General features: G+C 45.8%; 22 protein-coding genes and 2 other annotated features. Of the genes, 6 read left to right on the top strand and 16 right to left on the bottom strand.

Going from position 1 to position 25,037, the window contains the following annotated elements; translation table 11 throughout:
• Positions 1–81 precede the first annotated feature (81 nt).
• From copZ to ACUUHJ_RS12455, 7 genes are all read right to left on the bottom strand, one after another.
• Positions 82–285 (bottom strand): copper chaperone CopZ, encoded by a 204-nt coding sequence (gene copZ / locus ACUUHJ_RS12485; protein WP_289677538.1) that lies wholly within the window; start codon positions 283–285, stop codon positions 82–84.
• Positions 286–427: 142 nt separating this feature from the next.
• Positions 428–2,878 (bottom strand): EAL domain-containing protein, encoded by a 2,451-nt coding sequence (locus ACUUHJ_RS12480; RefSeq protein ID WP_472299026.1) that lies wholly within the window; start codon positions 2,876–2,878, stop codon positions 428–430.
• Between the two features lie 41 nt (positions 2,879–2,919).
• The gene (locus ACUUHJ_RS12475; protein WP_472299025.1) at positions 2,920–5,367 is read right to left on the bottom strand and encodes an EAL domain-containing protein; all 2,448 of its coding nucleotides are present in this window, start codon (positions 5,365–5,367) and stop codon (positions 2,920–2,922) included.
• Positions 5,343–6,416, bottom strand: a complete 1,074-nt coding sequence (locus ACUUHJ_RS12470) for a methyl-accepting chemotaxis protein (RefSeq protein ID WP_472299024.1) — start codon at positions 6,414–6,416, stop codon at positions 5,343–5,345. Before ACUUHJ_RS12470 ends, ACUUHJ_RS12475 begins: the two co-directional genes overlap by 25 nt.
• Positions 6,417–6,974: 558 nt before the next feature.
• A complete protein-coding gene (locus tag ACUUHJ_RS12465; RefSeq protein WP_472299023.1) occupies positions 6,975–7,685 on the bottom strand; it encodes a thermonuclease family protein in 711 nt (236 codons plus the stop codon).
• Positions 7,686–8,086: 401 nt separating this feature from the next.
• Positions 8,087–9,124 (bottom strand): MerR family transcriptional regulator, encoded by a 1,038-nt coding sequence (locus ACUUHJ_RS12460; protein WP_289677532.1) that lies wholly within the window; start codon positions 9,122–9,124, stop codon positions 8,087–8,089.
• Between the two features lie 114 nt (positions 9,125–9,238).
• Positions 9,239–9,679 (bottom strand): CBS domain-containing protein, encoded by a 441-nt coding sequence (locus ACUUHJ_RS12455; protein ID WP_289677531.1) that lies wholly within the window; start codon positions 9,677–9,679, stop codon positions 9,239–9,241.
• 152 nt (positions 9,680–9,831) lie between these two features.
• Here ACUUHJ_RS12455 and ACUUHJ_RS12450 point away from each other — a divergent pair, with 152 nt between their 5' ends.
• Entirely contained in the window at positions 9,832–10,176 is a 345-nt protein-coding gene (locus ACUUHJ_RS12450) for a YugN family protein (protein WP_016739853.1), read from the top strand.
• 66 nt (positions 10,177–10,242) lie between these two features.
• Positions 10,243–11,412, top strand: a complete 1,170-nt coding sequence (ftsW, locus tag ACUUHJ_RS12445) for a putative lipid II flippase FtsW (RefSeq protein ID WP_289677530.1) — start codon at positions 10,243–10,245, stop codon at positions 11,410–11,412.
• Positions 11,413–11,458: 46 nt separating this feature from the next.
• Here the strand turns inward: ftsW and ACUUHJ_RS12440 are convergent, their stop codons facing one another.
• Positions 11,459–11,800, bottom strand: coding sequence for an Asp23/Gls24 family envelope stress response protein (locus ACUUHJ_RS12440; RefSeq protein WP_289677529.1), 342 nt, complete (start codon positions 11,798–11,800; stop codon positions 11,459–11,461).
• A 75-nt stretch (positions 11,801–11,875) separates the two neighbouring features.
• Positions 11,876–13,504 (bottom strand): thiamine pyrophosphate-binding protein, encoded by a 1,629-nt coding sequence (locus ACUUHJ_RS12435; protein WP_472299022.1) that lies wholly within the window; start codon positions 13,502–13,504, stop codon positions 11,876–11,878.
• A 216-nt stretch (positions 13,505–13,720) separates the two neighbouring features.
• Between ACUUHJ_RS12435 and sleB the strand changes: the two genes are divergently transcribed.
• On the top strand, positions 13,721–14,431 hold the full coding sequence (sleB, locus tag ACUUHJ_RS12430; protein WP_396476162.1) for a spore cortex-lytic enzyme: 711 nt from the start codon (positions 13,721–13,723) through the stop codon (positions 14,429–14,431).
• 62 nt (positions 14,432–14,493) lie between these two features.
• Here the strand turns inward: sleB and ACUUHJ_RS12425 are convergent, their stop codons facing one another.
• Entirely contained in the window at positions 14,494–14,754 is a 261-nt protein-coding gene (locus ACUUHJ_RS12425; protein ID WP_472299021.1) for a hypothetical protein, read from the bottom strand.
• 103 nt (positions 14,755–14,857) lie between these two features.
• Here ACUUHJ_RS12425 and cax point away from each other — a divergent pair, with 103 nt between their 5' ends.
• Positions 14,858–15,901, top strand: coding sequence for a calcium/proton exchanger (gene cax / locus ACUUHJ_RS12420; RefSeq protein WP_289678074.1), 1,044 nt, complete (start codon positions 14,858–14,860; stop codon positions 15,899–15,901).
• A 57-nt stretch (positions 15,902–15,958) separates the two neighbouring features.
• On the opposite strand, the gene ACUUHJ_RS12415 is transcribed toward cax, so the two are convergent.
• The 5 genes from ACUUHJ_RS12415 to ACUUHJ_RS12395 form a co-directional block, all read right to left on the bottom strand.
• Positions 15,959–17,293, bottom strand: coding sequence for a sodium-dependent transporter (locus ACUUHJ_RS12415; protein WP_472299020.1), 1,335 nt, complete (start codon positions 17,291–17,293; stop codon positions 15,959–15,961).
• A 63-nt stretch (positions 17,294–17,356) separates the two neighbouring features.
• Positions 17,357–17,594 (bottom strand) — a binding site (T-box leader).
• A gap of 48 nt (positions 17,595–17,642) precedes the next feature.
• Positions 17,643–17,883: a binding site (T-box leader), on the bottom strand.
• Between the two features lie 108 nt (positions 17,884–17,991).
• Positions 17,992–18,273 (bottom strand): Fpa/YlaN family protein, encoded by a 282-nt coding sequence (locus tag ACUUHJ_RS12410; RefSeq protein WP_012685955.1) that lies wholly within the window; start codon positions 18,271–18,273, stop codon positions 17,992–17,994.
• A 93-nt stretch (positions 18,274–18,366) separates the two neighbouring features.
• The gene (gene glsA / locus ACUUHJ_RS12405) at positions 18,367–19,299 is read right to left on the bottom strand and encodes a glutaminase A (RefSeq protein WP_064199836.1); all 933 of its coding nucleotides are present in this window, start codon (positions 19,297–19,299) and stop codon (positions 18,367–18,369) included.
• A 78-nt stretch (positions 19,300–19,377) separates the two neighbouring features.
• Positions 19,378–20,547 carry a MalY/PatB family protein gene (locus ACUUHJ_RS12400; RefSeq protein WP_472299019.1) on the bottom strand — a complete coding sequence of 390 codons (1,170 nt, stop codon included), beginning with the start codon at positions 20,545–20,547 and terminating at the stop codon, positions 19,378–19,380.
• A 142-nt stretch (positions 20,548–20,689) separates the two neighbouring features.
• Positions 20,690–22,216: an AbgT family transporter gene (locus tag ACUUHJ_RS12395; RefSeq protein ID WP_289677524.1), complete on the bottom strand. Its 1,527-nt coding sequence runs from the start codon at positions 22,214–22,216 to the stop codon at positions 20,690–20,692.
• 292 nt (positions 22,217–22,508) lie between these two features.
• On the opposite strand from ACUUHJ_RS12395, the gene ACUUHJ_RS12390 reads away from it, so the two are divergent.
• Positions 22,509–23,018: a hypothetical protein gene (locus ACUUHJ_RS12390; RefSeq protein ID WP_472299018.1), complete on the top strand. Its 510-nt coding sequence runs from the start codon at positions 22,509–22,511 to the stop codon at positions 23,016–23,018.
• Positions 23,019–23,094: 76 nt separating this feature from the next.
• Here the strand turns inward: ACUUHJ_RS12390 and sda are convergent, their stop codons facing one another.
• On the bottom strand, positions 23,095–23,232 hold the full coding sequence (gene sda / locus ACUUHJ_RS12385) for a sporulation histidine kinase inhibitor Sda (RefSeq protein ID WP_007725857.1): 138 nt from the start codon (positions 23,230–23,232) through the stop codon (positions 23,095–23,097).
• Positions 23,233–23,580: 348 nt separating this feature from the next.
• Here sda and ACUUHJ_RS12380 point away from each other — a divergent pair, with 348 nt between their 5' ends.
• Complete coding sequence (locus ACUUHJ_RS12380; RefSeq protein ID WP_472298067.1) at positions 23,581–24,945, top strand: IS1182 family transposase; 1,365 nt, start codon at positions 23,581–23,583, stop codon at positions 24,943–24,945.
• Positions 24,946–25,037: the final 92 nt, after the last annotated feature.

The following is a 25,037-nucleotide window of genomic DNA, read 5'->3' as shown; positions in this document are numbered from 1 at the left end:
TTGAATTTGCAATATTCTGTCAATCGATAGAGATAAGAAAGGCTGCAATTCTACAATCACAGCCCTTCCCCCAACTTTTGCTTAAATGACATCGTATCCTTGATCTTCAATCGTCTCTTTCACATTGTCCAGCGAAACAACGGATTCATCAAAAGTCACGCTTACCTGATTGTCAGCAAGGCTTACCGTTGCTTTGCTAACCCCGTCTAGTTTTTGAAGAGCACCTTCTATGGAGATGACGCAGTGATTGCAGGACATTCCCTGTACGTTCAAAGTGACATTCATTTTGCATCCTCCTTTGTTTTTGGGAAGCTTAACTTGATTACATTTTACAATACCCCTGTAGGGTATACAATACCCATTTTTATATTTCCTGCTGTGTTGCTGTAAAAAAACTCCCCATCGATAAAAGACAGGGAGTTTTTGCTTACGCTTCTTGGCTGAAATGCGTTCTTATCGGAACAAAAAACGCTTGCTCCACCTCATTCGCAGATAATGGGCGGCTGTAATAGTACCCTTGAATTTCCTTGCAATGATTTTCTGTCAAAATATCCAACTGATCCTTCGTTTCAATGCCTTCTGCAATTACATCCAATTTCAGATGCTTCGCCATCGAAATGATGGTGGCCACAATGGCTTTATCGTTATCATTGCGAGACAGATCTGTTATGAAGGAACGGTCAATCTTTAGCTTGTGGATCGGGAACTTTTTCAAATAGCTCAATGAGCTGTAACCGGTTCCAAAATCATCCAAGCTGATTCTCGTTCCGATTTTATTTAACTCATGAAGGATACTGATTGATACTGCCGGGTCCATCATCATGCTCTCCGTGATTTCCAATTCCAAAAAGTGCGGGGCAAGCTTGGTTTCCTCGAGAATATTTTTGATGTACTGGACCAGGTTCCGTTGGTGGAATTGATGGGAGGACAAATTGACAGAGACGGGTATCAACGGCCCCCCTTTATCATGCCACTGCTTCATTTGCCTGCACGCTTCCCGAAGCACCCATGTACCGATCTCATAGATCAACCCTGTTTCTTCAGCAATAGGGATAAACACTCCTGGTGAAAGCATCCCTTTGGTTGGATGATTCCACCTGACGAGCGCCTCCACTCCGATCATGCGATTACTTTCCGAATGAAATTGAGGTTGGTAGTACACCACCAGCTCTTTTCGTTCAATTGCTTTTCTGAGATCACGTTCTATTTCAATATTTTCCAGCAATTGGGCGTCAAAATCGGTCGTGTAGAACAGGTGACCATTTTTCCCTTGTTTTTTCACCTCGTACATAGCTGTATCCGCTTTTTTGAGCAACGCGACAGCATCCGTACCGTGATCTGGGGATATCGCTGTTCCAATACTTGCGGATATGTAAAATTCACTGTCTTTTAGCGTGAATGGCTGTTTCAATGCTTCAATGATCTTATCGGCTAAACTCGCCGCTTCCCTGCCATCCGCTCCTGTTTCGCAGAGGATGGTAAATTCATCTCCACCCATCCGGGCAATTGTTGCGTGGTACCCTTTGGCACTCTTTGAAATTCTGTCGCTGACCCCCTGCAAAAAGATATCGCCGTAGGAGTGACCCAAGGAATCATTAATCATTTTGAAACGATCGATGTCGATAACCATGACGGCAAAGCTCGATGAATCTTGGCTGCTTTTTTCAATGGATTGATGAAGAACTTGATTTAACTTTCTTCGGTTCGGTAAGTCGGTCAGCTCATCGTGATAGGCCAAATACCTGATTTTTTCTTTCACGCGATTCTCTTCGGTAATATCTTTCACAATGATGTGATTCCCCACCACTTCTCCCTCAATTTCAACCGGGACATTGAGTACACTCAGCTCTACGCGATTTCCGTTCGGATGAAAGATGGTCGTCTCAAAATTATTTCGATTGGGCGCAAAAGACTGGGCGAAAGAATCTTTCGTGAGTTCCCTTTTCTCCTCAACAATATGCATGCGAATTTTCGATACATGCTGGTTGATGAATTCTTCCTCCCGCAGTCCGCCAATCTTCGTAACAGCTGGGTTCATTTTGATAATACATCCACCTGTATCTAAGGAAATAATGCCGTACTCATTATTTTTATAAAGGGAACGATACCAGCTTTCACTTTCCTGAATGACCGTATCCTTTTGCGAAAGTCGTCTGTTAATAAACAAGCCGAACAATGTAATGCCGATCAGTAAAAAAGTGGCCAAGACAATGATATAGGCCAAGCTCTCCGGCTCAATCTGCGTCCCCACTTGTTTTGTCGGCTGTTCCGTTCCGTAGAAATGCGCTGCAGCCATCCCGGTGTAATGCATACCCGCGATTGCGGCACCCATAATGAGTGAGCTGCCCAATTTGTATAAATACGCGTATTTCGACTGATCACGGCGAAAGTAAAACAAAAGCCATAGTGCCGCTGCCGAAGCAGTCGCTGCGATCATAATGGATAAAATGACAATCCTTGTATCGTATGTAATTTCGATCATCATCGCGGCCATTCCAACATAGTGCATCCCAGATATTCCAGCAGCCATAAGAATTCCCGCGATACCTAGCTTTCTCGTATGTAAGTTGCGTTTCGTGATGGTAAACAAGGCTATGCTTGAGACGAAAATGGCAAGGATGACGGATAGAATGACATACTCCATGTCATACAGAACCTTAATGGGGAGGGTAAGTGCCAGCATTCCGACAAAATGCATGGACCATATTCCAAGCCCCATCGTTGTCGCACCAAACATCAACCAGAGTAGCTGATGCTTTCCTTTACTTGTACTCACTCTGGCTGCCAGGTTGAGAGCAGAAAAAGAAGCTGCAACCGCGATAAAATAAGATAGTATCACAAGGAAACTATCGTACGTCCCATGTATCTGGTGATCCAAGCTCCTTCACCGCTTTCCTTTTGTTAATCTCGATGGTCTACTTAAACCATGCTGCCTGATTCACCATAACGATTTACCTGCAAGAAGGAATCGATTTCTTTCGGGGGCAGCGGTTTACTGTAAAAGTACCCTTGGACTTCATTACACAATTGTTCCTTTAGAAAATCAACATGTTCATGTGTTTCTACACCCTCTGCAATAACAGCAATTTTCATGTTATGTGCCATATGGATGATCGTTTTAATAATCGCTTGATTCTGTGGATTCAAATTCCTTAGAAAGGATTGGTCGATTTTGAGCCGATCGATCGGGAATTGACTCAGATAGCTCAAAGAACTGTAGCCCGTCCCGAAATCATCGATACTGATGCTAATCCCCAGACCTTTCAAGCGATGCAATATCCGAATCGTATAGTCTACATTTAGCGCCATGCTTTCCGTGATTTCCAGCTCCAAGTATTGTGGAGCTAACCCCGTTTCTTCAAGGATCGAGGTAATCATCTCAATGAGATTGTTTTGCATAAATTGGCGTAAGGATATATTGACCGCAACAGCCAGCTGTGTAAAGCCTGCTTCCTGCCACGCTTTTGTCTGTTGGCATGCCGTTCGCATTACCCATTCTCCAAGCGGTACAATTAAGCCTGTTTCTTCTGCGATCGGAATAAATTGAATAGGCGGGATGAGACCAAGGTCTGGATGGTCCCAACGAATCAACGCCTCCATGCCAATAATCTGGCCCGTCTGCAAATGAATCTTCGGTTGGTAGTGCAGCGTAAACTGTTTCTCATCCAAAGCTTTTCGCAGCTCTCTTTCAAGCTGTAGTTTTTTCGCTAAAACCAGATGAAGCTCCTCCGAGAAAAATTGATAATTATTTTTCCCTTGCTCTTTTGCCAAATACATGGCAGCGTCTGCATGCTTCAGTAGCGCTTCAATATCGTCTCCATCATCCGGATACATGCTGATGCCGATACTTGGTGTGATAAAGATTTCGATATGGTCTAACGTAATCGATTCGGACATGCTCGTGATGATTCGTTGTGCAATTTCACCAGCCTCCCTGTGTGTGACACCTGTGAGAAAAATGGCGAACTCATCTCCACCCAGTCGAGAAACAGAATCTTCTTTTCGCAAACAACAAAGAAGACGATTTGCTACTGCTTGTAAAAGGACATCCCCAATGGAGTGACCAAGCGTGTCATTGATGTTTTTAAATCGATCCAAATCGATGAACATAACGCCAATTTTCTCATCTTTTTGTTTTGCTTTAAGCATCGCCTCTGCGAGTTTTTCATGAAAAAGCGTTCGATTAGGCAGGTTAGTCAAGGAATCGTAATGGGCCATGTAGCGAATCGTTTCTTCCGCCTTTTTTCGCTCAGTGATGTCAATCATGGAGCCTACCATTTCCACGATTTCTCCGTTTTCCTCAATAGGTGACAACGTAATGTAATAATCATTTCCGGATAGTTTTAGTTCGAAAGTGACAGACTCGCCAGCAAATGCTCTGCGAAAATAGCTTTCCATTTGCTCCGCTACCTCATAAGGAAAGATTTCATACGACGTTTTTCTTAACATCCTCTCAGATGTTAGCCCGAGCTCTTCGGCAATTTTCCCTTCACACAAGGTATACGTAATGTTCCCTCTCTGATCTGTCACGATCTTGAACACACAGTTTTGCAAGTTTCGGACCGTCCTGCGAAAATCGTTCTGCAAGGCTTCTGCCAAAGCTGCCTCTGCTTCAATCCGGTCGGTAATGTCCGTACGGATTGAAACATATTGATACGGAACCCCCCGGTCGTCTAGAAATGGCACGATGGTCGTATTCATCCAGTATTCAGTGCCATCTTTGGCGCGATTCTTCACTTCGCCCTTCCAGACACGTCCTTGCTTGATCGTTTCCCACATTAATTTAAAAAACGACTTGGAATGATAGCGAGAGTTAATGACCCGATGTGTATTTCCAACTAATTCATCCACTTCGTATCTGGAGATTTCACAAAACTTGTCATTTACATAAGTAATGACGCCTTTGTCGTCTGTAATCGCTACAATCGAAGATTCATCCAGTGCATTTTTGATATCGTGCAAGTCCTTCATCGTTTTTGCAAGAGACTCTTCCATCAGCTTTCGTTTCGTGATGTCCGTCCCGATTGCTACATACTGATAAAGGAATCCACTATCGTTCATGAACGGAACTAATGTCATGTTAAGCCAATATTCCGTCCCGTCCTTTGCCCGGTTTTTCATATCGCCTTTCCATACTTTTCCTCGGCTGATGGTATCCCATAGCAATTTAAAATAGTTTCGTGGGTGGAAACCGGAATCGACGATGTTATGGTTCTTTCCGATTAATTCCTCTCTATTAAACTTGGATATTTGACAGAAGTTGTGATTGACGTAGGTGATGATTCCTTTTTCATCTGTTATCGAAATAACTGATGACTCTTCCAATGCAGATAATGCAAACTTTACATCTCTGATATGATTAAACACATGGCACCCCCGCCTGTTTTCGCATTACAATTGAAACTTCCGGATGGAATGCTGCAGCTCTCTTCTGCCATTTCGGCGAGTGTGCTAGAAGCGGTTGTAATCTGTTCCAAAGAAGCTGTTTGTTCTTGTACAGAAGCAACTACGTTTTGCGTGTTTTCCGCTGCCATTCTTGAAACATGCGCAATTCCCACTATAAATTCCACAACGGAAACCGTTCCGTCATTGGCTTTATTGATTTGTCCCGACATTTCTTGTGTACTTTTCGAGACTTCGTCTACTACCCCCAAAATTTTATGGAAGGCAACCCCAGCTTGTTCAATCATGATGACTCCTTCTTGGACAGATACGTCCCCTTGACTCATGACGTGAATCGCCTTTTCCGTATTTCTTTGAATATCCCCAATGATGGAAGCGATCTGCGAAGCGGCTTGCGCGGATTGCTCTGCTAATTTGCGAACTTCATCTGCGACGACCGCAAATCCTCTTCCCTGTTCCCCCGCTCTCGCCGCTTCAATCGCTGCGTTCAACGCCAATAAATTCGTTTGACTCGCGATTTCCGTAATAATCGAAACGATTGAACCAACTTCTTTTGATTTTTCGCTGAGCATATTGACCACTTCGGTAGAAGAGCTCACTCTTTGATTAATCTCTTTCATTTGTTCGATTGATTTGGCAACCACTTCATTACCTTCCGTTGCTGTTTTGTTCGCTTCAACGGATGAGCTGATCGCATGCTCCATGCTCGTTGATACTTGCTGCATCACTTGCGAGATGCTCACAGCAATCTGTGTTGCATTCTCTGCATCATTTACTTGCTGCTCAGCACCTGCTGCAATACCTTGGATCGATTGGGATACGTGCTCTGCTGTCTGATGTGTTAGTTCGGAGCTGGCTGTCAATTCCTCGGAGGATGCGGCTACTTGTTGTGAATGGAAGGAGACTCGTTCTAATAAATCTTGCAAATTGTGCTTCATTTGAGTAAAATGGCGAGCAAGTTCGCCGATTTCGTCACGATTCTTGATCGAAATATCTGCTTGTGCCAAGTTCATGAAGGCGATACCGACTCCTGTGAGAAGCGCCAGCGCGCTAAGCAAGACTCTTTATAACGGTTATTGGCTTTTGAATACCCTGTCAGGTAGCTGTCATCGCCTACAATGACATATCCTCGTGCATACTTTTGTCGTTCACTGACACTAGCAATAATGTCCTTGGACAACATCTCCTTGTGGATTCTGTCTTCAATTATCCTCCTATAAACAGGAATCGATGGAAGAAATCTGAGAAAAACCAATTCCTGCTACTGCCACTAAAAGTAATAACACGGCCAAAAACCCTAAAAAAAGCTTTCTCCTTACCGTCAACTTCATAATAGTTGTTTCCTACATCGTAATTCTACGAATGATTTCTTCTTTCTGTGAAAAATGCGAGTTATTTTATAATCCCTTTCTCTTATGTAACGGCATTTTATATAGGACTTTTGACCTTTTTTATCATATAACATCGTTCTGTAACATTTCTAAAATTCTTTTCGACAAGGAAAAAGCCCCGACTACCAAAGCAGACGAGGCTTGCGTTTTCATTTATGCGGCTCATGTTCCTTACATGTCTTATCGTTTTGGCGCTCGAAAACCTGCTTGCTGCGCTTCTTCCTCCGTCGCAAACCACGTCTCCGCATTTGTTTGCTCATAGCTAGCGGAGCCAGGGACGTGATAGATTTTCTCGCCCTTGCTATTGATATTTCCCTTGATCGTTTTGCCTTCTGGTGGTGCAGTGTTTGTTGCGGTATTGTTATTGGACTGTTTTTTTGGCTTGGCTTTTTCCTTAGGAGCATCTGCCTGCTGCCCTTCTAAAGCCCACAATCCACGATTCTGCTCCCGCGCCTCCCGCTCTGCTGCCAAGAACAGCTCGGCTTGGGCTACATTCGGTGGGATTGTCATGATCCGGGCGTAGCCGTCACGAACGAGCTTTTCATTGACAAAGGTGCCGTCTTCCAAATATACGTAAGCAAGCAAACGCTTGTATTTGTCATAGGGCTCGACATCGAACTTCAGCTTAACCTTTTTGCCCGTTAAAAGCTCTTTGGAGTAATTGCTCGCTTCTTTCCCATACGGTTCGACTGGATGGTTCGGTTTCACTGTCTCCGGGGTATCTACGCCAATCATACGGACTTTTTCTCCGCTATCTAGCTCGAATGTATCGCCATCAACCACTCGTTTGATCACAGCATCCATCTCTCCGTTAGCTTCTGGTTGGCCGGACGCTCCACATGCCGTTAGCAAAAGAGTAAGGGCGAGCAGGTACATAGCAAATCGTCTCATAACTTCCTTCTCCTCTTCTATGTTGCATTGTTTTCCAGCGTAGTGGATTTGCCCGCGCAGGTCAATAGGAGAGAAAAAAACGCATCGCCACAGGAACCGCTACCGCGCGAGCATGTTTTGGATGGAGAAGTCCACTTTGGGTAACGAAAAAAACGACCTTCGCCCAAGGTCGTTTTGTCTATACGTCCAGATTTTAATCACGATCGGCACTAAACAAGAACAACAGGACGACCACGACAATAATAATCCATATAAATTCCTCGTTTTCGCGATCAAAAAAACCGTCGAACAGACCCATGGTGGAGTCCTCCTTTCCTTCTCGTTACAGCCTATGCAAAAGGCTAGACACGTGTCAGTAGTTGGAAGAGCCCAAAAGTGAAATTCGTGTTCGAAAGAATGGATTACGAACAAGTAGACAAGATCAAATGCGTATAGGTACCTAGCTGTCTCACTTTATTCGTAAAACCAAGATGAACAAGCTCCTGTAGCAATCGGGAGCGATCTGCATAACAGCGGTCCTGAATATCTGCTATCACTCTCGTATGTCCGGCTTCCTCTAGGGCTTCCAGATGAGCTTGTCTATGCATCTGATCCTCAAACATCAAATCGGCAATAACCAACCGTCCCCCTGGTTTTAATACGCGGCGACATTCCGCCAAGGCAAGCTGCTTTTGATCATCCGTCAAATGGTGCAAGGCGTAACTCGTAGCCACAAAGTCAAACCGATTTTCTAAAAACGGAAAGGCGAAAAAGGTTCCCAGCTTCGTCTCGACCTCCGCGTGCTTTGCTCTGCATTGCTTCAGCATTTGCGGAGATTGGTCGAACCCGCTCATCTTGGCTCCTTTTTTCACGAGACGCCCTGCGAGGTTCCCGGTTCCCGTTCCAGCATCCAAGCCGCATTCTCCTGGTTTGACTGCAATGGCTGCTACCACCTCATCCAGTACGTTCTCGTACGATTCATGACCATTCCCGCCATGTACCCATTCGTCGTAGCGATCCGCCCATTCATTAAAATTCCATCGATCCACCCAGTTATCCCGCGTCTGCTTCAATCGCTTGTTCGCCTCTGCCAATGTAAATAGCTCTGCTGGATCAATCGATTCCCTACCCTTTACCCGCTCAATCATCGCTTCTGTCGTTTGGATGACCTTGCTCATTTCTACCCACCTTGTATACATAAACGAACGCTGCAGCTCTAAATAATGGAGAAGAGTGCCTTCCTGATCTTTCATATGAATCAGAAGCTCCCGTATGTCTTCTACCGCCATCCCGACCTCGCGCAGGGTAATGATGGTTTGCAGCCTCCAGACATCTTCCTCCGTGAACTGGCGATACCCGGACGCATCTGCTTTCGATGGCTTGATCAGCCCTTTTTCTTCATAATATCGAATCGCACGCGGAGTTATTTGCAAGCGATGGGCCATGTCTTTGATTTGCATGGAACTCTCTCCCTGTTTCATTCTTTCCTTATCATAAACCTTGCCGCAGCGTGAATGTACAGACAGAAAGAAAAAAAGCTGCCGGATTCCTCCCGACAGCTGATTTCTATCTTATTAATGTGGCGCCGGCTCAGAAATTTGTTGGAGAGCATCACTCGCCTCATCGTGGTGAACTTGACGAACAGCCATATCTGCCAACGCCACAATTCCAACCAGCTTGCCATGCTCGACAACGGGCAGGCGACGAATTTGATGCTGAGCCATCACCTTTGCCGCTTCATCAACCGTCATCCCCGGCTGTCCGAGAATAATGTCTCGGGTCATGACCACCTCGGTGGCAGTCGATCCTTCATGCTTTTCAGCCAAACCGCGAATCACAATATCGCGGTCTGTAATGACACCGATCACATCTTCTTTTTCATCCACAACCGGAATGACCCCTACATTCCAATCGCGCATTTTGCAAGCCACTTCATACACATTATCCTTAAGCGTCACAGTAGCGACATCTTTTGTCATAATTTCACGTAGGGTACGATTTTCCAGCTTTGCCATTTCATTCTCCTCCTTTTGCTAATCAACGATTGTAGTTTGTCCGCTCATCTATCGTTTCATTCGCAAGAAAGAGTATGATATATTGCGCTTCTTCTAAAAACAGACTATGATTAAATGAGTGAATATCTCACCCATTTTTAGGAGGAAAAAGAATGGTCATTAAGGACACGGGTATTGGCACGAAAGAAGTCTTTTTCGCCGATCTGGAGCATTATATGAGCGAACTCGGCTTTGATCGCGGCGCTTGGGATTACAAGCATGCTACATACGATTATAAAATCCAAGATAAAGGCAACGTCTTCTACCTGCGCATCGAAGCGAACGTGACGCAAGGCAAGCTTGAGGATACGCACGCAGTACTGAAGCTCGAAGATCCTTACATGGGCAAACACCTTTTCCCACACGGGCTGGATTACGATTACCCAATGCCAGACTCCGTTGTAAAAACAGCGAAGTTGAAGCTGCAATTGCTGGGTGAAAAGCTGTCCTCACATTAATAATTGAAATGCATGGTGTGCAGAGAGGAATCCCCTCTCTGTTTCACGTAGAGGGGGGTATTTTTTATGAAGACGAGGGGCGTACCTGACTTCTTGCTCCTGTTTTTGACCGCCCTACTTGTTGGGTTTGGGATAACCATGGTTCTCAGCTCCAGCTCCATTTTCGCATTGACGAGCTTTACAAGCGGCGGCTGTGATTACTGTGGCGGAGATGAGCTTTATTTCGTGAAGCGTCAATCCGTTTTCTTGCTGCTCGGTGTCGTTGGGATGCTGGTGGCCATGAACATTCCCTTCTCCTTTTATAAGAGAAACTTCTTATTGATTGCGCTCGTCAGCTTCTTTTCTTTGCTCCTGGTTCTTGTTCCGGGTATTGGTAAGGAAGTGAACGGAGCTCGATCATGGTTTGAAATCGGTTCTGCAACTATACAGCCTGCGGAGTTTGCCAAGCTTGGTCTTATTCTGTACTTGGCAGCGATCATCTCTAAAAAGGGGAACGGGATACAAAAGCTGAAATCTGGATTGATGCCCCCACTGATGGTAACGGGAATGTTTTTTATGATGATTGTCGTCCAGCCTGACCTCGGTTCTGCGGCCATCCTGCTCGGGTGCGCTTTGATTGTCATGATCTGCGGTGGGGCCAGAATCCGTCAACTGGTCGGTCTCGGTGCACCAGCTGTGACTGTTGCACTTTTGGTATACATCACAGCAAAGCCCCATGCCTTGAATCGGATTTCTTCCTACCTCGATCCATGGAGTGATATGAGTGGCACCGGCTACAACATTATTCAATCCTGGATTGCGATTGCACATGGCGGCCTGACTGGGACAGGCTTTGGAAAAAGCATTCAAAAGTATTTGTATTTGCCCGAGAGGCATACCGATTTTATTTTCTCGATCATGACAGAAGAGCTTGGCTTTATCGGTGCCTCTGTGTTCCTCTTGATTTTCTTGCTTTTCCTGCTGCGTGGCATCCATATTTGTCTGCGCGTAAAAGACACCTTTGCCAGTCTCGCAGGAATCGGTGTGGTCAGCATGTTCGCCATTCAGGCAATCTTAAACATTGGCGGAGTAACGGGTTTGATTCCATTGACAGGTGTACCATTGCCGTTTATCAGTTATGGTGGCTCCTCCTTACTCGTATGTCTGCTCGCCACAGGCTTTTTGCTCAGTATATCGCGGGAAGTCAGTCGCCAGAAGGTAGAAGAGCAATTACAAAAACAGCCATACGCCATGTAAAAAACAAGCATAAGGGATACCGGATGAGTCCAGTATCCCTTTTTTCTTACTCATTTCGAAGGAGTTCGATTGTTTCCACCCGTACATTCACGGCTTCCACATAAAGACCTGTCAATGTTTCCACCGCTTCTTTTACTTTTTCCTGTAGGACATGACAGACGTGATGAATCTGCGCCCCATAACGGACGGACACACGCATGTCAATGGTGACTCTGTCTTCTATTACGGATACGGTAATGCCTTTCGCGCCGCCATTCAGCTTTTTCGCCAAATCTTGATAAATTCCGCCTGAACGGACTGTGACTTCCAACACTTCTTCTACAGCAACGCCAGCAATGATTGCGATCACCTGATCTGCTACTCGGATTTCGCCAAGTCTGTCAGCCATCAGGACGCCCTCCTCTTCGCCCGTTTCGTTCTTCCCCCACTGGTTTCATTTGCCTTTTCTTTCATTATAAACAAATCATGCTTGGGCTTGGAAGGAAATTTGTTTTTTTCTCTCCGTTAGTGTCGGAGATGTGCAGTGAATGTCAACGAGTGTCAACTGATCTGCAGCAAGCGCCTCCCGCAATACAGGCTCCAGAGCTTGTACCTCTTTAACAACCTTGCTACTGATCCTGCAAGCTTTCGCCAATTGTTGAAAATCTGGATTATGCAATTTCACTCCAAAAGGGATCAAGCCCGCCTGACTCATTTTAACCTCTTCCAATCCTAATGTCCCATTGTTCACCACGAGAATTACAATCGGAAGCTGAAGCTGGGCTGCTGTCATCAATTCCGCCAGATTCATTTGCAATCCCCCATCCCCAGCAATGCAGACGACCTGCTTATCAGGATAGGTTAGCTTTGCAGCCACAGCCGCAGGCAACCCGAATCCCATTGTTCGCCACTTTCCAGAAAAGAGTGGGGTCTGTTTTTTCCCACGGAACGCACGATTAAACCAGATCGTGTGCTCACCCGTATCCAGGACGATAATCGCATCTTCATTGACCACTCCCCCAAGCGTGTGCATCAAGGTTTGTGGCTTTACTTGTTCACTCGCTTGTTGAATAACTGCTTGCTCTGTCTCCTCGCCAAACTCGCCATGCCAACGCTTGATTTGTTCCTGCCACGCATCGTCTTGTCTGCGCGATTGCAAACGTCTCATCCAGATCGGCAGGACATCGTCCAATTCAGCCGTGACAGACTGGAGGTAGGGGTGTGCATGTATCGATGCAGGCTGATGATCTACTTGCATGACGGATAGTTTCTTGGGTAAAAAAGCGCGAGGGAACCAGCTGGCTCCCAAAATTAGCAACAAATCAGCTTCCGCTAAAGCATGTAAAGCTGTTTCGCTGCCCCCCTCTCCCCATCCGCCAATCACAAGTGGATGTGATTCATCTATCGTTCCTTTTGCTCCGAGCGACAGCAACACGCCTGCCCCTAGCTGTTCCGCTAGCTTCACACACAAATCCGCCGACTTGCGGGCACCGATTCCAAGTAGAATGAGAGGCTTTTGCGCCTTTGCAACCTGCTCGGAAGCGAGCTCAATCTCCATCCGATCCGGGTAAATGGCATGTGGAATGCGTGGAAGTGCTGCAAGGACAGCTTCTGAAGTCGTTTGGGTAAAGACGTCCTTGCAAATGGCGAGATGTGTCACTCCTTTTTGCTGCATAGCCGTGACAAATGCTTTGTGCAGAACACTTTGGATTGCATCTGGATGCGTAATTGTCGTTGAATAAAAACTGATGGGACGTATCATGTCTTCTTGAGAGACAAACTGCTTGTACGCTCCACCCAGCTTGTATGTCTCCACTTGACCTGTAATCGCAATGACGGGTACACGATCCGTATGCGCATCTGCAAGTCCATTCAGCAGATTGACGAAACCTGGCCCCATCGTCGCGGTACAAACAGCTGGGTTCCCTGTCAGCTTTGCTTCCGCACTTGCCATCATGGCCGCAGCAGATTCATGCTTGCAAGCAACGTATTGGATGTCGGATTGCTTCGCGATCTGATCCAGCCAGGCAAAGATTCCGTCACCTGCCACCCCATATATTCGTTTTACTCCCCACCGAATCAATTGTTCCGTCAAATATTGCGCGACCTGCATGAAAATCTTCCCCTTCCAGGACAAAGTTCAAATACATGTACTCGTAGTCTACGCATTCTCCAATATTTTACTAAGGCCAAAATGACGGAAGTTGGAGAACCTAACAATAATCAACTGATATTCAAATCCATACCCGAAGGAGGGTAAGAAATGAAACAGCCTGTCAAATGGCTGCTAGCTGTAGTAGTATTCGCACTTCTGGTTACAACGGCGGTTATGGTATCTCCCTTACGCTCAGATGCATTCAGTGAACAGATCGTTAAAGTAGGAGAAGAAGGCTCAGACGTGCGTGAGATGCAGTATCGCTTGAAGCACCTTGGATTTTATACGGGAAAAGTAGACGGCGTATTCGGGTGGCGTTCTTATTGGGCGCTGCGTAACTTTCAGTATGAATTTGGCTTACCCATAGACGGTGTCCTTGGCGCGCAGACGAAAGTAAAGCTGTACAACGCAACGAAAAATTATAAGCCCACTGCTTCTGATCTCGGGGTGCCACAAACCGCAACCCCTGCACCATCGACGCCTTCTACACCTTCTGCGCCTTCTAAACCTACGTACCATGTAGCCGGAATATCGGAGAACGACCTGCGTCTGATGGCGAATGCCGTGTACGGAGAATCTCGTGGAGAGCCCTACATTGGCCAAGTGGCAGTGGCGGCTGTTATTCTAAACCGGACGAAAAACGCGTCCTTTCCCAATACACCAGCGGGCGTTATCTTCGAACCTCGGGCCTTTACGGCTGTGGCGGATGGTCAGATTTGGCTAACACCGAACGAGCAGGCAAAAAAAGCAGTGAATGACGCGCTCAAAGGTTGGGACCCAACAGACGGAGCTATTTATTATTTCAACCCGGATACAGCTACATCGGGTTGGATTTGGAGCCGCCCTCAAATCAAAAAGATCGGCAGACACATTTTTTGCCGCTAGCATTCCATAAAAAAACAGGCACGACAGTCGTAAACTGCGTGCCTGTTTTCCTTTTCGAGTTTTCATTTCGAACGTTGTGATTGCATGTGCTGGGCCATTTTGACGAATCGCTCTTCCGGTTCTGTGGTCCCGCAAACTCCACATTGTATCATGTACTGCTCACCTTTGTACGGCTGGTGAAACATATCAAGCTCTTCTTGATGGAGTTCTGCTACGACTTCCCCTGACTGTGGGTCCAGTCTTATATAGCGAGGGGTCTGCTCAATGACAGTGTACCTCATCCGATTCGATTTACATGTCGGGCACAACAAAGGCTGGGTCATAAAAAAACACCTCACTTTTCTAGTTCATGGTTAGTTTTGTCCAGAACAGGAACTCTATACCTATGAGGTTCTAGGGATGAGTAAAAATCGTAGAGGTGATGAAATGAACTTGAAACTCTTTTTCTCATTAGTAGGCGGGAGCATGGCATTAGCTCTCTACGCCCACTATTTTTCTGGAAATGAAATGCTCCAATTCGTCACAGCTTCACTGGCCATCATTTTTTTGGCGGCTTGGCTCGGAAAATCGACAGAGAGCGTCGCCCATTATGCTGGAGACCGAATCGGGGGCTTTCTTAACGCTACCTTCGGAAATGCGGCAGAACTTATTATTGCTTTTTTTCTGGTGAAAGAAGGCTTGTTCGATATGGTCAAAGCCTCTATTACGGGTGCGATCATCGGAAATATGCTGTTGGTTCTAGGCTTGAGCACATTACTGGGTGGTCTTAAGTACAAGGAACAAACCTTCAATAGCAGGCTCGCCAGTCACAATGCATCGTTGATGACTCTCGCAATCGTCGCTTTGTTTATTCCGGCTGTCTTCATGTTCGATCTGCCTGTGATCAAGGTGGAGATCATCAGCATCGTCATCGCAAGCCTGCTCATCATTGCCTACATTTTGTGGCTCATCTTTTCCATGATTACACACAGTGAGTTTTTATCGGATATCGAGCCGCAAGAAAGTGATGCGGTATGGCCAAAGGGTGTCTCTCTCTTGATGCTTGCTGTCTCTACCTTTTTCGTTGCGGTTGTCTCGGAATGGCTGGTAGAGGGTGTACAGCATGTCTCCGAATCGTTAGGGTGGTCGGAGTTATTCGTCGGGGCTTTTGTCATTGCGATCATCGGGAATGCCGCAGAGCACAGTGCTGCCATGCTGTTGGCACTAAAAGGACGCATCGGTGCAGCAGTCGAAATTGCGATCGGCTCCAGCTTGCAGATCGCCTTGTTTGTAGCCCCGACTCTGGTCATCATGAGTCTCTTGCTAGGCAATCCGATGGACATCGTGTTCTCTACCTTTGAATTGGCTGCGATCGGTGTTGCTACCTTTATTACGATTTCCATCACACGGGATGGCGCCACGAACTGGTTTGAAGGCGTCCTTCTATTGACCGTGTATATTATTTTGGGTACGGTCTTTTTTTTCGCGTAGAGCACTGGAACAAAACAAAGGCTCCGCCATCTTAAAGTGGCGAAGCCTTTCATTGTTTTACCAGATACCCAGCATTTGCAGGAAAACGGCGAGAATCGCGATAGGTGCTACATATTTAATCAGGAGAAGCCAAATGATAAACATGCGTTTGCCCAGAGAAGTATGCGCCCCCAGCTCGTTTATCAAAGTCTCACGCTTCATTTTCAGCGGAACGAAGATCGCAATGAGCAACGCTCCCAACGGCATCAAGATATTACTGACCAAAAAGTCCATCGCATCAAAGATAGATTTTCCGAACAGCGTAACCTCGTTCCATACACCGAATGACAAAGCCGACGGAACACCAACGATAAAAATCAGCAGACCAATCACCCAGGCAAGACGCTTGCGCTTTGCTTCGTCCCCCTTTGCAAGAGATGCAACGATAATTTCCAGCATCGAAAAAGCCGAGGTCAGTGTAGCAAAAAGGAAAAGAGCCAGAAAGATTAACAGAAAAATGTTACCGAAGGCAATTTTTTCAAACACAGAAGGCAGTACGATAAACAGTAATCCCGGCCCTGCAGTTGGCTCTACGCCAAGGGAGAAGACAGCAGGGAAAATCGCCAAACCGGCAAATAGCGATACGAGCAGATTCAAACTGACAATCGATCCAGCAGAACGAACCAGACTTTCGTTTTTGGCAAGGTACGAGCTGTACGTGACCATGACGGACACCCCGACGCTCAGCGCGAAAAAGGATTGACCCAATGCGTAAAGGATCGATTGCGCACTCAGCTTGGTAAAATCAGGACGCAGAAAGAAGGAAACGCCCTCCATCGCCCCATCCAATGTCAAGGAACGAACCATCAATACCATGAATAAAAGGAACAAACCAGGCATCAAGTACTTGTTAGCGGACTCAATTCCACTCGATACGCCTCTCGCGACAACCCATGCGGTAATGAGCATGAAAACCAACTGCGCAACTACTGCACCAACAGGATCACCGATAACGTCACCAAACACTTTGTCATAAGCTGGCCCTTGTAGTTGACCAGTAAACCCGCGAAGAAGATAAGTAAGAATCCATCCTCCCACTACACTGTAAAAGGACAAGAGCAAGAAGCAAGTGGTCACCCCAAGGCGACCGATCCAATGCCAGAGTGATCCGGGCGCAATTGTTTTATACGCACTGATCGCCTCTTTTTGTGTACTACGTCCGATTGTGAATTCCCCTAACAACAGTGGAAGACCAATTGCTAGCGTAAAGATAATGAATAGCAGAAAGAACGCTCCTCCACCGCTCGTTCCGACCATGTATGGAAATTTCCAAATGGCCCCCAGTCCAATCGCCGAGCCTGCTGCTGCCAAGATGAAGCCGAGCCTGCTCGTCCATTGTTCGGCTTGTTTCATAATTTTCACCCTCCAAAGATATTCTTTTCATTCGTAAAAATGGATACAAAAAAACCCGCCCCAAAAAGGGACGAGTTATTTATTTCTCGCGGTACCACCCTACTTAGACACCCCTGATAGGCGATGCCTCGCTTCGTCATTGATAACGGGTATGACCCGGACTCTCCTACTGGCGTCGCCTGCGTTCAGAGGTCAGCTCAAGAGTGAATTCAACGGGGCTTACATCAGGCTGCTCTCAGTCTATGGCAGCCTTCCCTGTCATGCAGCAGGTCCGTTTACTAGTCTCTTTCCTTGCTTGTTTCTATGATTCAGTTGTTGGGCTTTTCCGAAATAAAAAAAACCCGTCCAAAAAAGGGACGAGTTATTCGCGGTACCACCCTGATTAAGTGCACGGGATACAGATTCCCTACGCACTTCTCTCCATCATTGATAACGGGAATGACCCGATTCCTCCTACTAGGCAAACTGCCATTAAGAGGGCTGCTCAGGAGGGAATTCTACGGGGCGCGCTTCAAAGCTGCTTTCAGTCTAAGGCAGCTTCTCCCTGACAAGCGGTGATTCCGCATACTAGTCTCCGTCATTGCATTTCAAAATTAATAAAAAATTATAGACTTTAATTTAATATAAATACACGAAATAGGCAAGAGTTTTTTCTCTCAATAAAATGAAAAGCGAGGATAATCGCCGCTCTCCTCGCCTTACCTTTGATTAAACAGTTCATGAAGATGGGCCAATTTACGCTCCAATGAACCCATAATTTCTCGACCAATGTCGTCGCTAATCAGTCCTAAGCGGACCGCATACTCTACTTCACGAGAAAGCCCGAACATTTGGGTATCCAGCACTTCTTCATACAGTGGGCACTGCGGCATGGTCAGGTTTTCCATCTGTACGTCGATCAACTTGTAAATTTTGTCGGCGTCTGCTTGAAGCAACGCTAGCGCTTTTTGTTCCAGATCGGGAACCTTAATTTCTGTCAAAACCTATCCCTCCGTTTGCCTCCATCCTTATCATACATAGTACGCGATTCTGGGCCATTTGAAAAGGGGAGAAGACAGATCAACTGCAAGTAGCTAAAAGATACCAAGCTTCCACTCTTTTGAGAGTAGCTCCAACAGCTTGACACCAGCAACCGAATTTCCTTTTTCATCCAGTGACGGACCGAACACACCAATCCCCATACGCTGTGGCACGGTTGCCATAATGCCGCCAGCAACCCCACTTTTCGCGGGAATTCCTACATCAATCGCAAACTCACCAGAGGCATTGTACATCCCACAAGTCACCATGAAAGTCTTGCAGATTCGCGCTACCTCTTCTGGAATCACTCGCTCACCCGTATTCACGAGAATTCCGTCTGCTGCAAGCACCATCCCTAGTGTAGCTACTTCCTTCGCTGTCACCTCTATCGAGCAATGGCGAAAATACAGATCAAGCGTCTCTTCTACATCCGTTTCCAGTATGCCACTGTCCTTTAGAAACCAAGCGAGGGCACGATTTCGATCAGCCGTTTTCTTTTCAGAACAATAAACAGCTTGATTGATAGAAAGATGAGGATTCCCCGTCATTTTCCGCATTAAAGCCAGCACAGCATCTAGCCGCTCATCCACGTTGGCACCACGAATCATGCCCGCAACGGCAATGGCTCCTGCATTGATCATCGGGTTCAGTGGTTTATGAGATTCGGTCGTCTCCAGTTTTATAATCGAATTAAACGGGTCTCCCGTTGGTTCTTTCCCCACATGCCGAAACACGTAGTCCTTCCCGTTTTGGCATAAGGCGACGATCAGAGAGAAAATCTTGGAGATGCTTTGCATCGAGAATGGCACTTCTGCATCTCCAGCAGAAAGGATCGTCCCATCGGGCAAGCATACAGCTACTCCTAATTGGTGTCGTTCGACTTTTGCCAATTCAGGGATATAGGACGCTACACTCCCCATGTATGTAAACTCAAGTGATTGGTTGCGTATTTGCTCCAATTGATCGGACGCTTGTTTCAAATCCATTGAAAATCCCCTCAGTCTATTACGTCGATGTATACAGATTCGATTGTAGATTTCTACATGGGACATGTCAAATGATCCCTACTTATGAACAGCGTGCTCCAATCGTTCCATCGCTTCGACTAGAATCGATCTCGGGCAAGCAAAATTAATTCGCATGAACCCTGCACCATCTGGCCCAAACGTCGTGCCATCGTGCAAACCGAGCTTTGCATCTTCGCGAATAAGCTTATTCAACTCCGCCTGATTACATCCTAACTGTCTAAAATCCATCCATCCCAGGTATGTCGCTTCTGGAATTGCCATGGATACCCCCGGAATACGAGTCGATAAAAACTCATGTACAAAGGCTGCATTCTTCCGTAAGTAGATCAACAGTTCTTCCAGCCATGCGTCTCCATGTTGGTAGGCCGCAATCGTTGCTTCCATCCCAAACAAGTTTAGGTTCTCATAGCCCATTTTCGATGCTGTGACCTGGAAGTTCCGCAATAACTGCTGATTTTCTGTCATCAAATATGAAGTGTACAGACCAGCCAAATTAAATGTTTTAGCAGCTGATAGAAAGGTAACGCTCTGGTTGGCTAATTCCGGTGCCAGCGAATAGTAAGGCGTATGAACATTTGGCTCATAAACCAAGTCTGAATGAATCTCGTCGGCAACCACAAGCACGCCATTTTCTACACACAATCTTCCCAAGCGCTCCAGCTCTTCTCTGGTCCATACTCGCCCAATTGGATTATGCGGCGTACAAAGCAGCATGAGCTTCACCCGCGGGTCGCTCAGCTTTTGTGCGAGATCATCCCAATTCATTTCATAATAGCCGTCACGTTCCAAGAGTGGGCTGGTAACGACATGACGTCCGCGGTTTTCGACTGCATGATAAAAAGGATGATACACAGGTGTCTGGATCAAGACACTATCTCCGGGGGCTGTGTAAGCCTCTACTGCTACATGTATGCCGGGAACAACCCCAGGTATCCCTGTCATCCAGCTCACTTCTACCTCTACACCAAATCGCTTGTGTATCCACTCTTTCAAGCTCTGATAAAAGGCATTTGACTTCAACGTGTATCCGTATATCGGGTGATTCGCTCGTTTGATCAATGCCTCCGTGATTTCAGGAGCGCAAGCAAAATCCATATCCGCCACCCACAGCGGAAGCATCCCTTCTCCGTTCACTTTCGGATTCTGAATCTCCCATTTGACACTATCTGTCCCTCTGCGTTCGATGCGCTGATCAAAATCGTACACGCTCGTTCCCTCCCCGTAGTCCCTTCCCTTCCCTTCCCTTACCTACACAGCATAAACCGTTTTTGACAATTGTCCAAGCTCTCTTGCCAACGAAAAAGAGCCACTTCGATAAGTGGCTCTCGGCTCTTCATTCATGCATCTATTAGCGAGCGTATACACCGGGACCGAACGGGAGATCCAGGAAGTACCATGCTGTCAATTGCAGGATCCATACAACCAAGAAAACGATCGCAAATGGCGTCATGGTAGAGAAAATCGTTCCCATCCCTGCATTCTTATTGTACTTCTGATAGAAAGCCAGGAAGAGCGGGATGTACGGATTCACAGGTGAGATCGTATTGGTTGCAGAGTCTGCAATCCGATAAGCGACTTGGATAAACGCCGGATTGTAATCCAACAGCATCAGCATTGGCATGAATACAGGTGCCAGGATCGCCCACAGCGCTGAACCACTCGTGATAAACAAGCTACAGATACCTGTGAAAAGTGTGAAGGCAATAATGATTGGCAAGCCTGTCAGGCCCATGCTTGTCATGTATTCTGCACCATTGACAGCCATCAAAATCCCAATATTGCTCCAGTTAAAGAACGCGATGAACTGTGCTGCTGTAAACGCTAACACAATAAAGCCGGACATATCCTTGATGGCTTCGGACATGTAATGCGGAATGTCCTTCGATGTTTTAATCAGTCCCATTGCTCTACCGTACACGAACGATACGGTCACGAAGAACAGCAGGATGATGGGAATAATCCCTTTCAAAAATGGTGAGGTCAAGAAGTCACCTGTCTTTGGATCGCGTAGCAGGGAACCTTCTGGAACGACCAGTAATCCTACTATGACTACGAAAATCAACGCTGCGAGGCCAGCTTTGCGCAGTGCTTTGTTTTCTTGCGGAGTTACTTCTTCGAATTGTACGTTTCGATCTCCGTGATACGTACCAAGACGTGGTTCGATCATTTTATCGGTAATCCATCCTCCAAAGAAAGCAAGGATCACAACGGAAGCTGACATGAAGAACCAGTTATCTACCGGTGTAACCATTGCATTTGGATCAATCGTTTTCGCTACTTCTGTACTGATCCCTGCCAAGAGAGCATCTGTACCGGCTATGAAAAAGTTCGCTGTAAAACCGGAGGATACACCCGCCATACCAGCTGCAAAGCCAGCAATCGGGTGACGCCCCATTGCCAAAAACACGAGACCGCCAAGCGGAGGAATAATAACCATGGCTGCATCAGAAGCAAGATTTCCTAAAATACCGACAAAGACAATGGCATAACTGACAACCGCTGCCGGAATGCCTGCCATCAATTTGCGTAGAACTGTCGTCAAAAGGCCGATTTTTTCTGCCAGTCCAATTCCAAGCGTCATCGCCAGAACGAGACCAAGTGCTGGAAATTCAATAAAGTTTTTCAGCATACTCGTTAAAATCCAGTGAATACCTTCGACGCTAAGCAAGCTCTTAACGGCAACCTCTTCGCCTTTTGCAGGATGTATAACCGAAAAATCCATCGCTGCGAGGATTGCTGAGACTACCATCAATACGCCACACAAAATAATGAACAATACAAATGGGTGCGGGAGCTTATTCCCTACCGTTTCAATCCACTTTAGGATACCTTTTTGCTTCAACAGATCCGCTTGCACATTCGTGCCTTTTGCCATCGTTTTGCCCCCTAAATCGTTTGAATTCCCTGAATCTTTCTGCGACCTTGCAACCATCCTCGGGTGAATGATGTGGCTGTTAACGCTTTCATGAAAGCCCTTTCAAAAATGGAAAGGCTTGTACACAATGCCTTATCTCTGCCCCCAGCTTTTATGATTATATAATCTATAAAAAGCATGTCAATAATTTTTAGACTATTTTAAGAATTTTTCGCTTTTTAGATAATTGCTGTCATTTACGAGTCTATAGTAATATAGAGATTGATTATGAATGACCACGGAGGAATGACGTATGTCTGATGTTATCGTGTTCAAAGGGGCCATTTCTTTCCCTATTACATTGGATCCAACCGTTTGGGTTTTTGATGAACGCAAATTCGATCTGAAAACATACTCAGGCGAAGATGATAGCTCACTGGCTACGCAAGCAAAGTATTTGGCTGGCACGGGAACGCAGTGGGATAAGGAGTTACGCGAAGGGGCTACGCTTCCTTCTGAGAGAAAAAGCTTAGCCGAAGAACGTAAAGTGCTCGAAGGCGAGTATGGAATCCGTCTTGATCCCTTCATTACAAATGCTGAGCCCCTACCAGAGGTGACTCATGTCCGCCTTCACCGCGAGGATCAGGAAGCGATCGTTCTTCCACTTGCAGAGGCAAGAAGAGCCATCCTCCAATTCTCCAAAGACGGCAGGCCTATTAAAGAGGACGGTCCTGTGTATTTTTATTTGCCGGAAGTGTTGCTTGCCAAAGAAGAACCGATTAAAGGAATTACTGCTTTTGAGTTTATCACGGAGCAAGCGTAAGATAACAAAAGCCATCCTCCTTCGAAAAAAGAGGATGGCTTTTGCCATATGTTACGTATGTGTGATGATTTTGCTCTTAGGCGCTGAACTGCGTGATACGGATATTCCGATGCTGTAGTTCTTCGCGAAGCAATTCGATAAAAGCTGCATCTAGTTGAAGGTCGACAGCTCGATGATATACTTCTATCAACATTTGGTCGCTTAAGTATTTCACCTTTGCTCACCTCCATCTCTAATATGAGCCCATTGTACCAGATAGGTTTGTATCGAACAACCGTTCGGATATCCACAAGCAATGTGGACATCTTGTTGGTAACATGTGGGCAAATTGTGCGTAACTCATAAGCATCCAAGCATTTCCTTTGTGGATTGTTTTTTTCCTTTTATCCACAGTCAGTCGAAATTTGTCGAACGAATGATGCGACTATTCTGTCATAATGACCCCACATAAAAAAAGCCACCCTACACGGGGCTGTTGACAAATTGCCGTAGAGATAGGGGTTTCTGGGAATCGTGTAGAAATCATTTCTATACGGTTCTTTTTATTTTGGAGGGCTATCTCATGATGGGAATCGATGGAGACAAACAGCACCAGTTTATGTTCTTAAATTTGGATGATCTTGTACCCGAGAATCATTTTTTACGTGTTGTTCGTAATAAGATTGATTTTTCTTTTATCTATGAGAAAGTGCAACACTTATACTCGCCTGTAGGTCGTCGCTCAGTTGATCCAGTTTTGTTAATGAAAATGATCCTTATCGGGTATCTTTATGGCATCCCTTCCGAAAGGAAGTTGGAACAAGAAATCCAAGTGAATTTGGCCTATCGATGGTTTTTAGGATTGGACTTAACTGACACTGTTCCCGATCATTCCACACTGAGCCAGAACCGCCGTCGTAGATTTAAAGAAAGTCATATTTTTCAGGAGATCTTCGATCACATCGTCTCGGAATGTATTCGAACTGGTTTAGTTACTGGGGAAATAATTGTTGTTGATTCTACTCACATCAAAGCGAATGCATCGATTAATAGGTCAGAAAAAGTTTTAGTGGAGAAAAAGCCTACTGAGTACCTTGAAGAGCTAGAAAAGGAAGCACGGAGAATTAAAAAAGACAGAGATAACGATCCCACTAGGAAAAAACGAGGAAGAAAACCTAAAACCTCTCCTCCTGAGAAGGAAGTAAAACAGAGCACAACAGACCCGGAGTCAGGTTTATTGAACCGTCCTAATAAACCCAAGGGATTTCACTATTTAGCGCATACCAGTGTGGACGTTAAGCATGGAATCATAACTGATATACACGTTACGGCTGCTAATGTGAATGACCACGAACCATTTATAAAGCGATTACAGATACAAAAAGAGAAATTTGGTTTACATATTGGCAAAGTAGGCGCAGATAAAGGGTATGATCGCTCTGGAGTACACCATGAATTAGAAAATTTAAAGATAACCGGTTATATCTCTCCGATAAAAGGTGTTATTGATCAGACCGAAAGGTCAGTACAATTTACATTTGATGAAATGAACGATGCCTATTATTGCTCGAATGGCAAGGCACTTCAATTTACTCATGTTAAGTGGCACAGTTGGAAACAAAGTTATAGCAAAATTTATGCTGCCCAAACAAAGGACTGTAAGTCCTGTGAGTTACGCCAACAATGTTTTGGACAAACCGCATCTCGCAAAACAATAGAAAGACCATTATTCCAAGAGGCTAAAGAACGCAACCAAGCAAGGAAGCAAAGCCAAGAGTACAGTGTTATCCAAAGGCAAAGAAGAATATGGTGCGAGGGTACCTTCGGTACAATGAAAAGGCAGCATAACTTAAAAGAAACATACAAAAGAGGCATTCGAAATGTATCCGAACACTGCCTCTTTTCTGCAATGGCAATTAACATTAAACGAATGATAAAAGCAAACTAATCACAGGTTACGAAACAAAACAATCCGACGACGTATAAGTGAAAAAACGGCAAAAGGGTTAGGGCATTGGGTCCCTAACCCTTTTTGTCAAC

This window comes from Brevibacillus schisleri (assembly GCF_055685845.1).
Note: the sequence above shows the minus strand (reverse complement) of the source record. Positions and strands in the feature narration are given on the sequence as shown.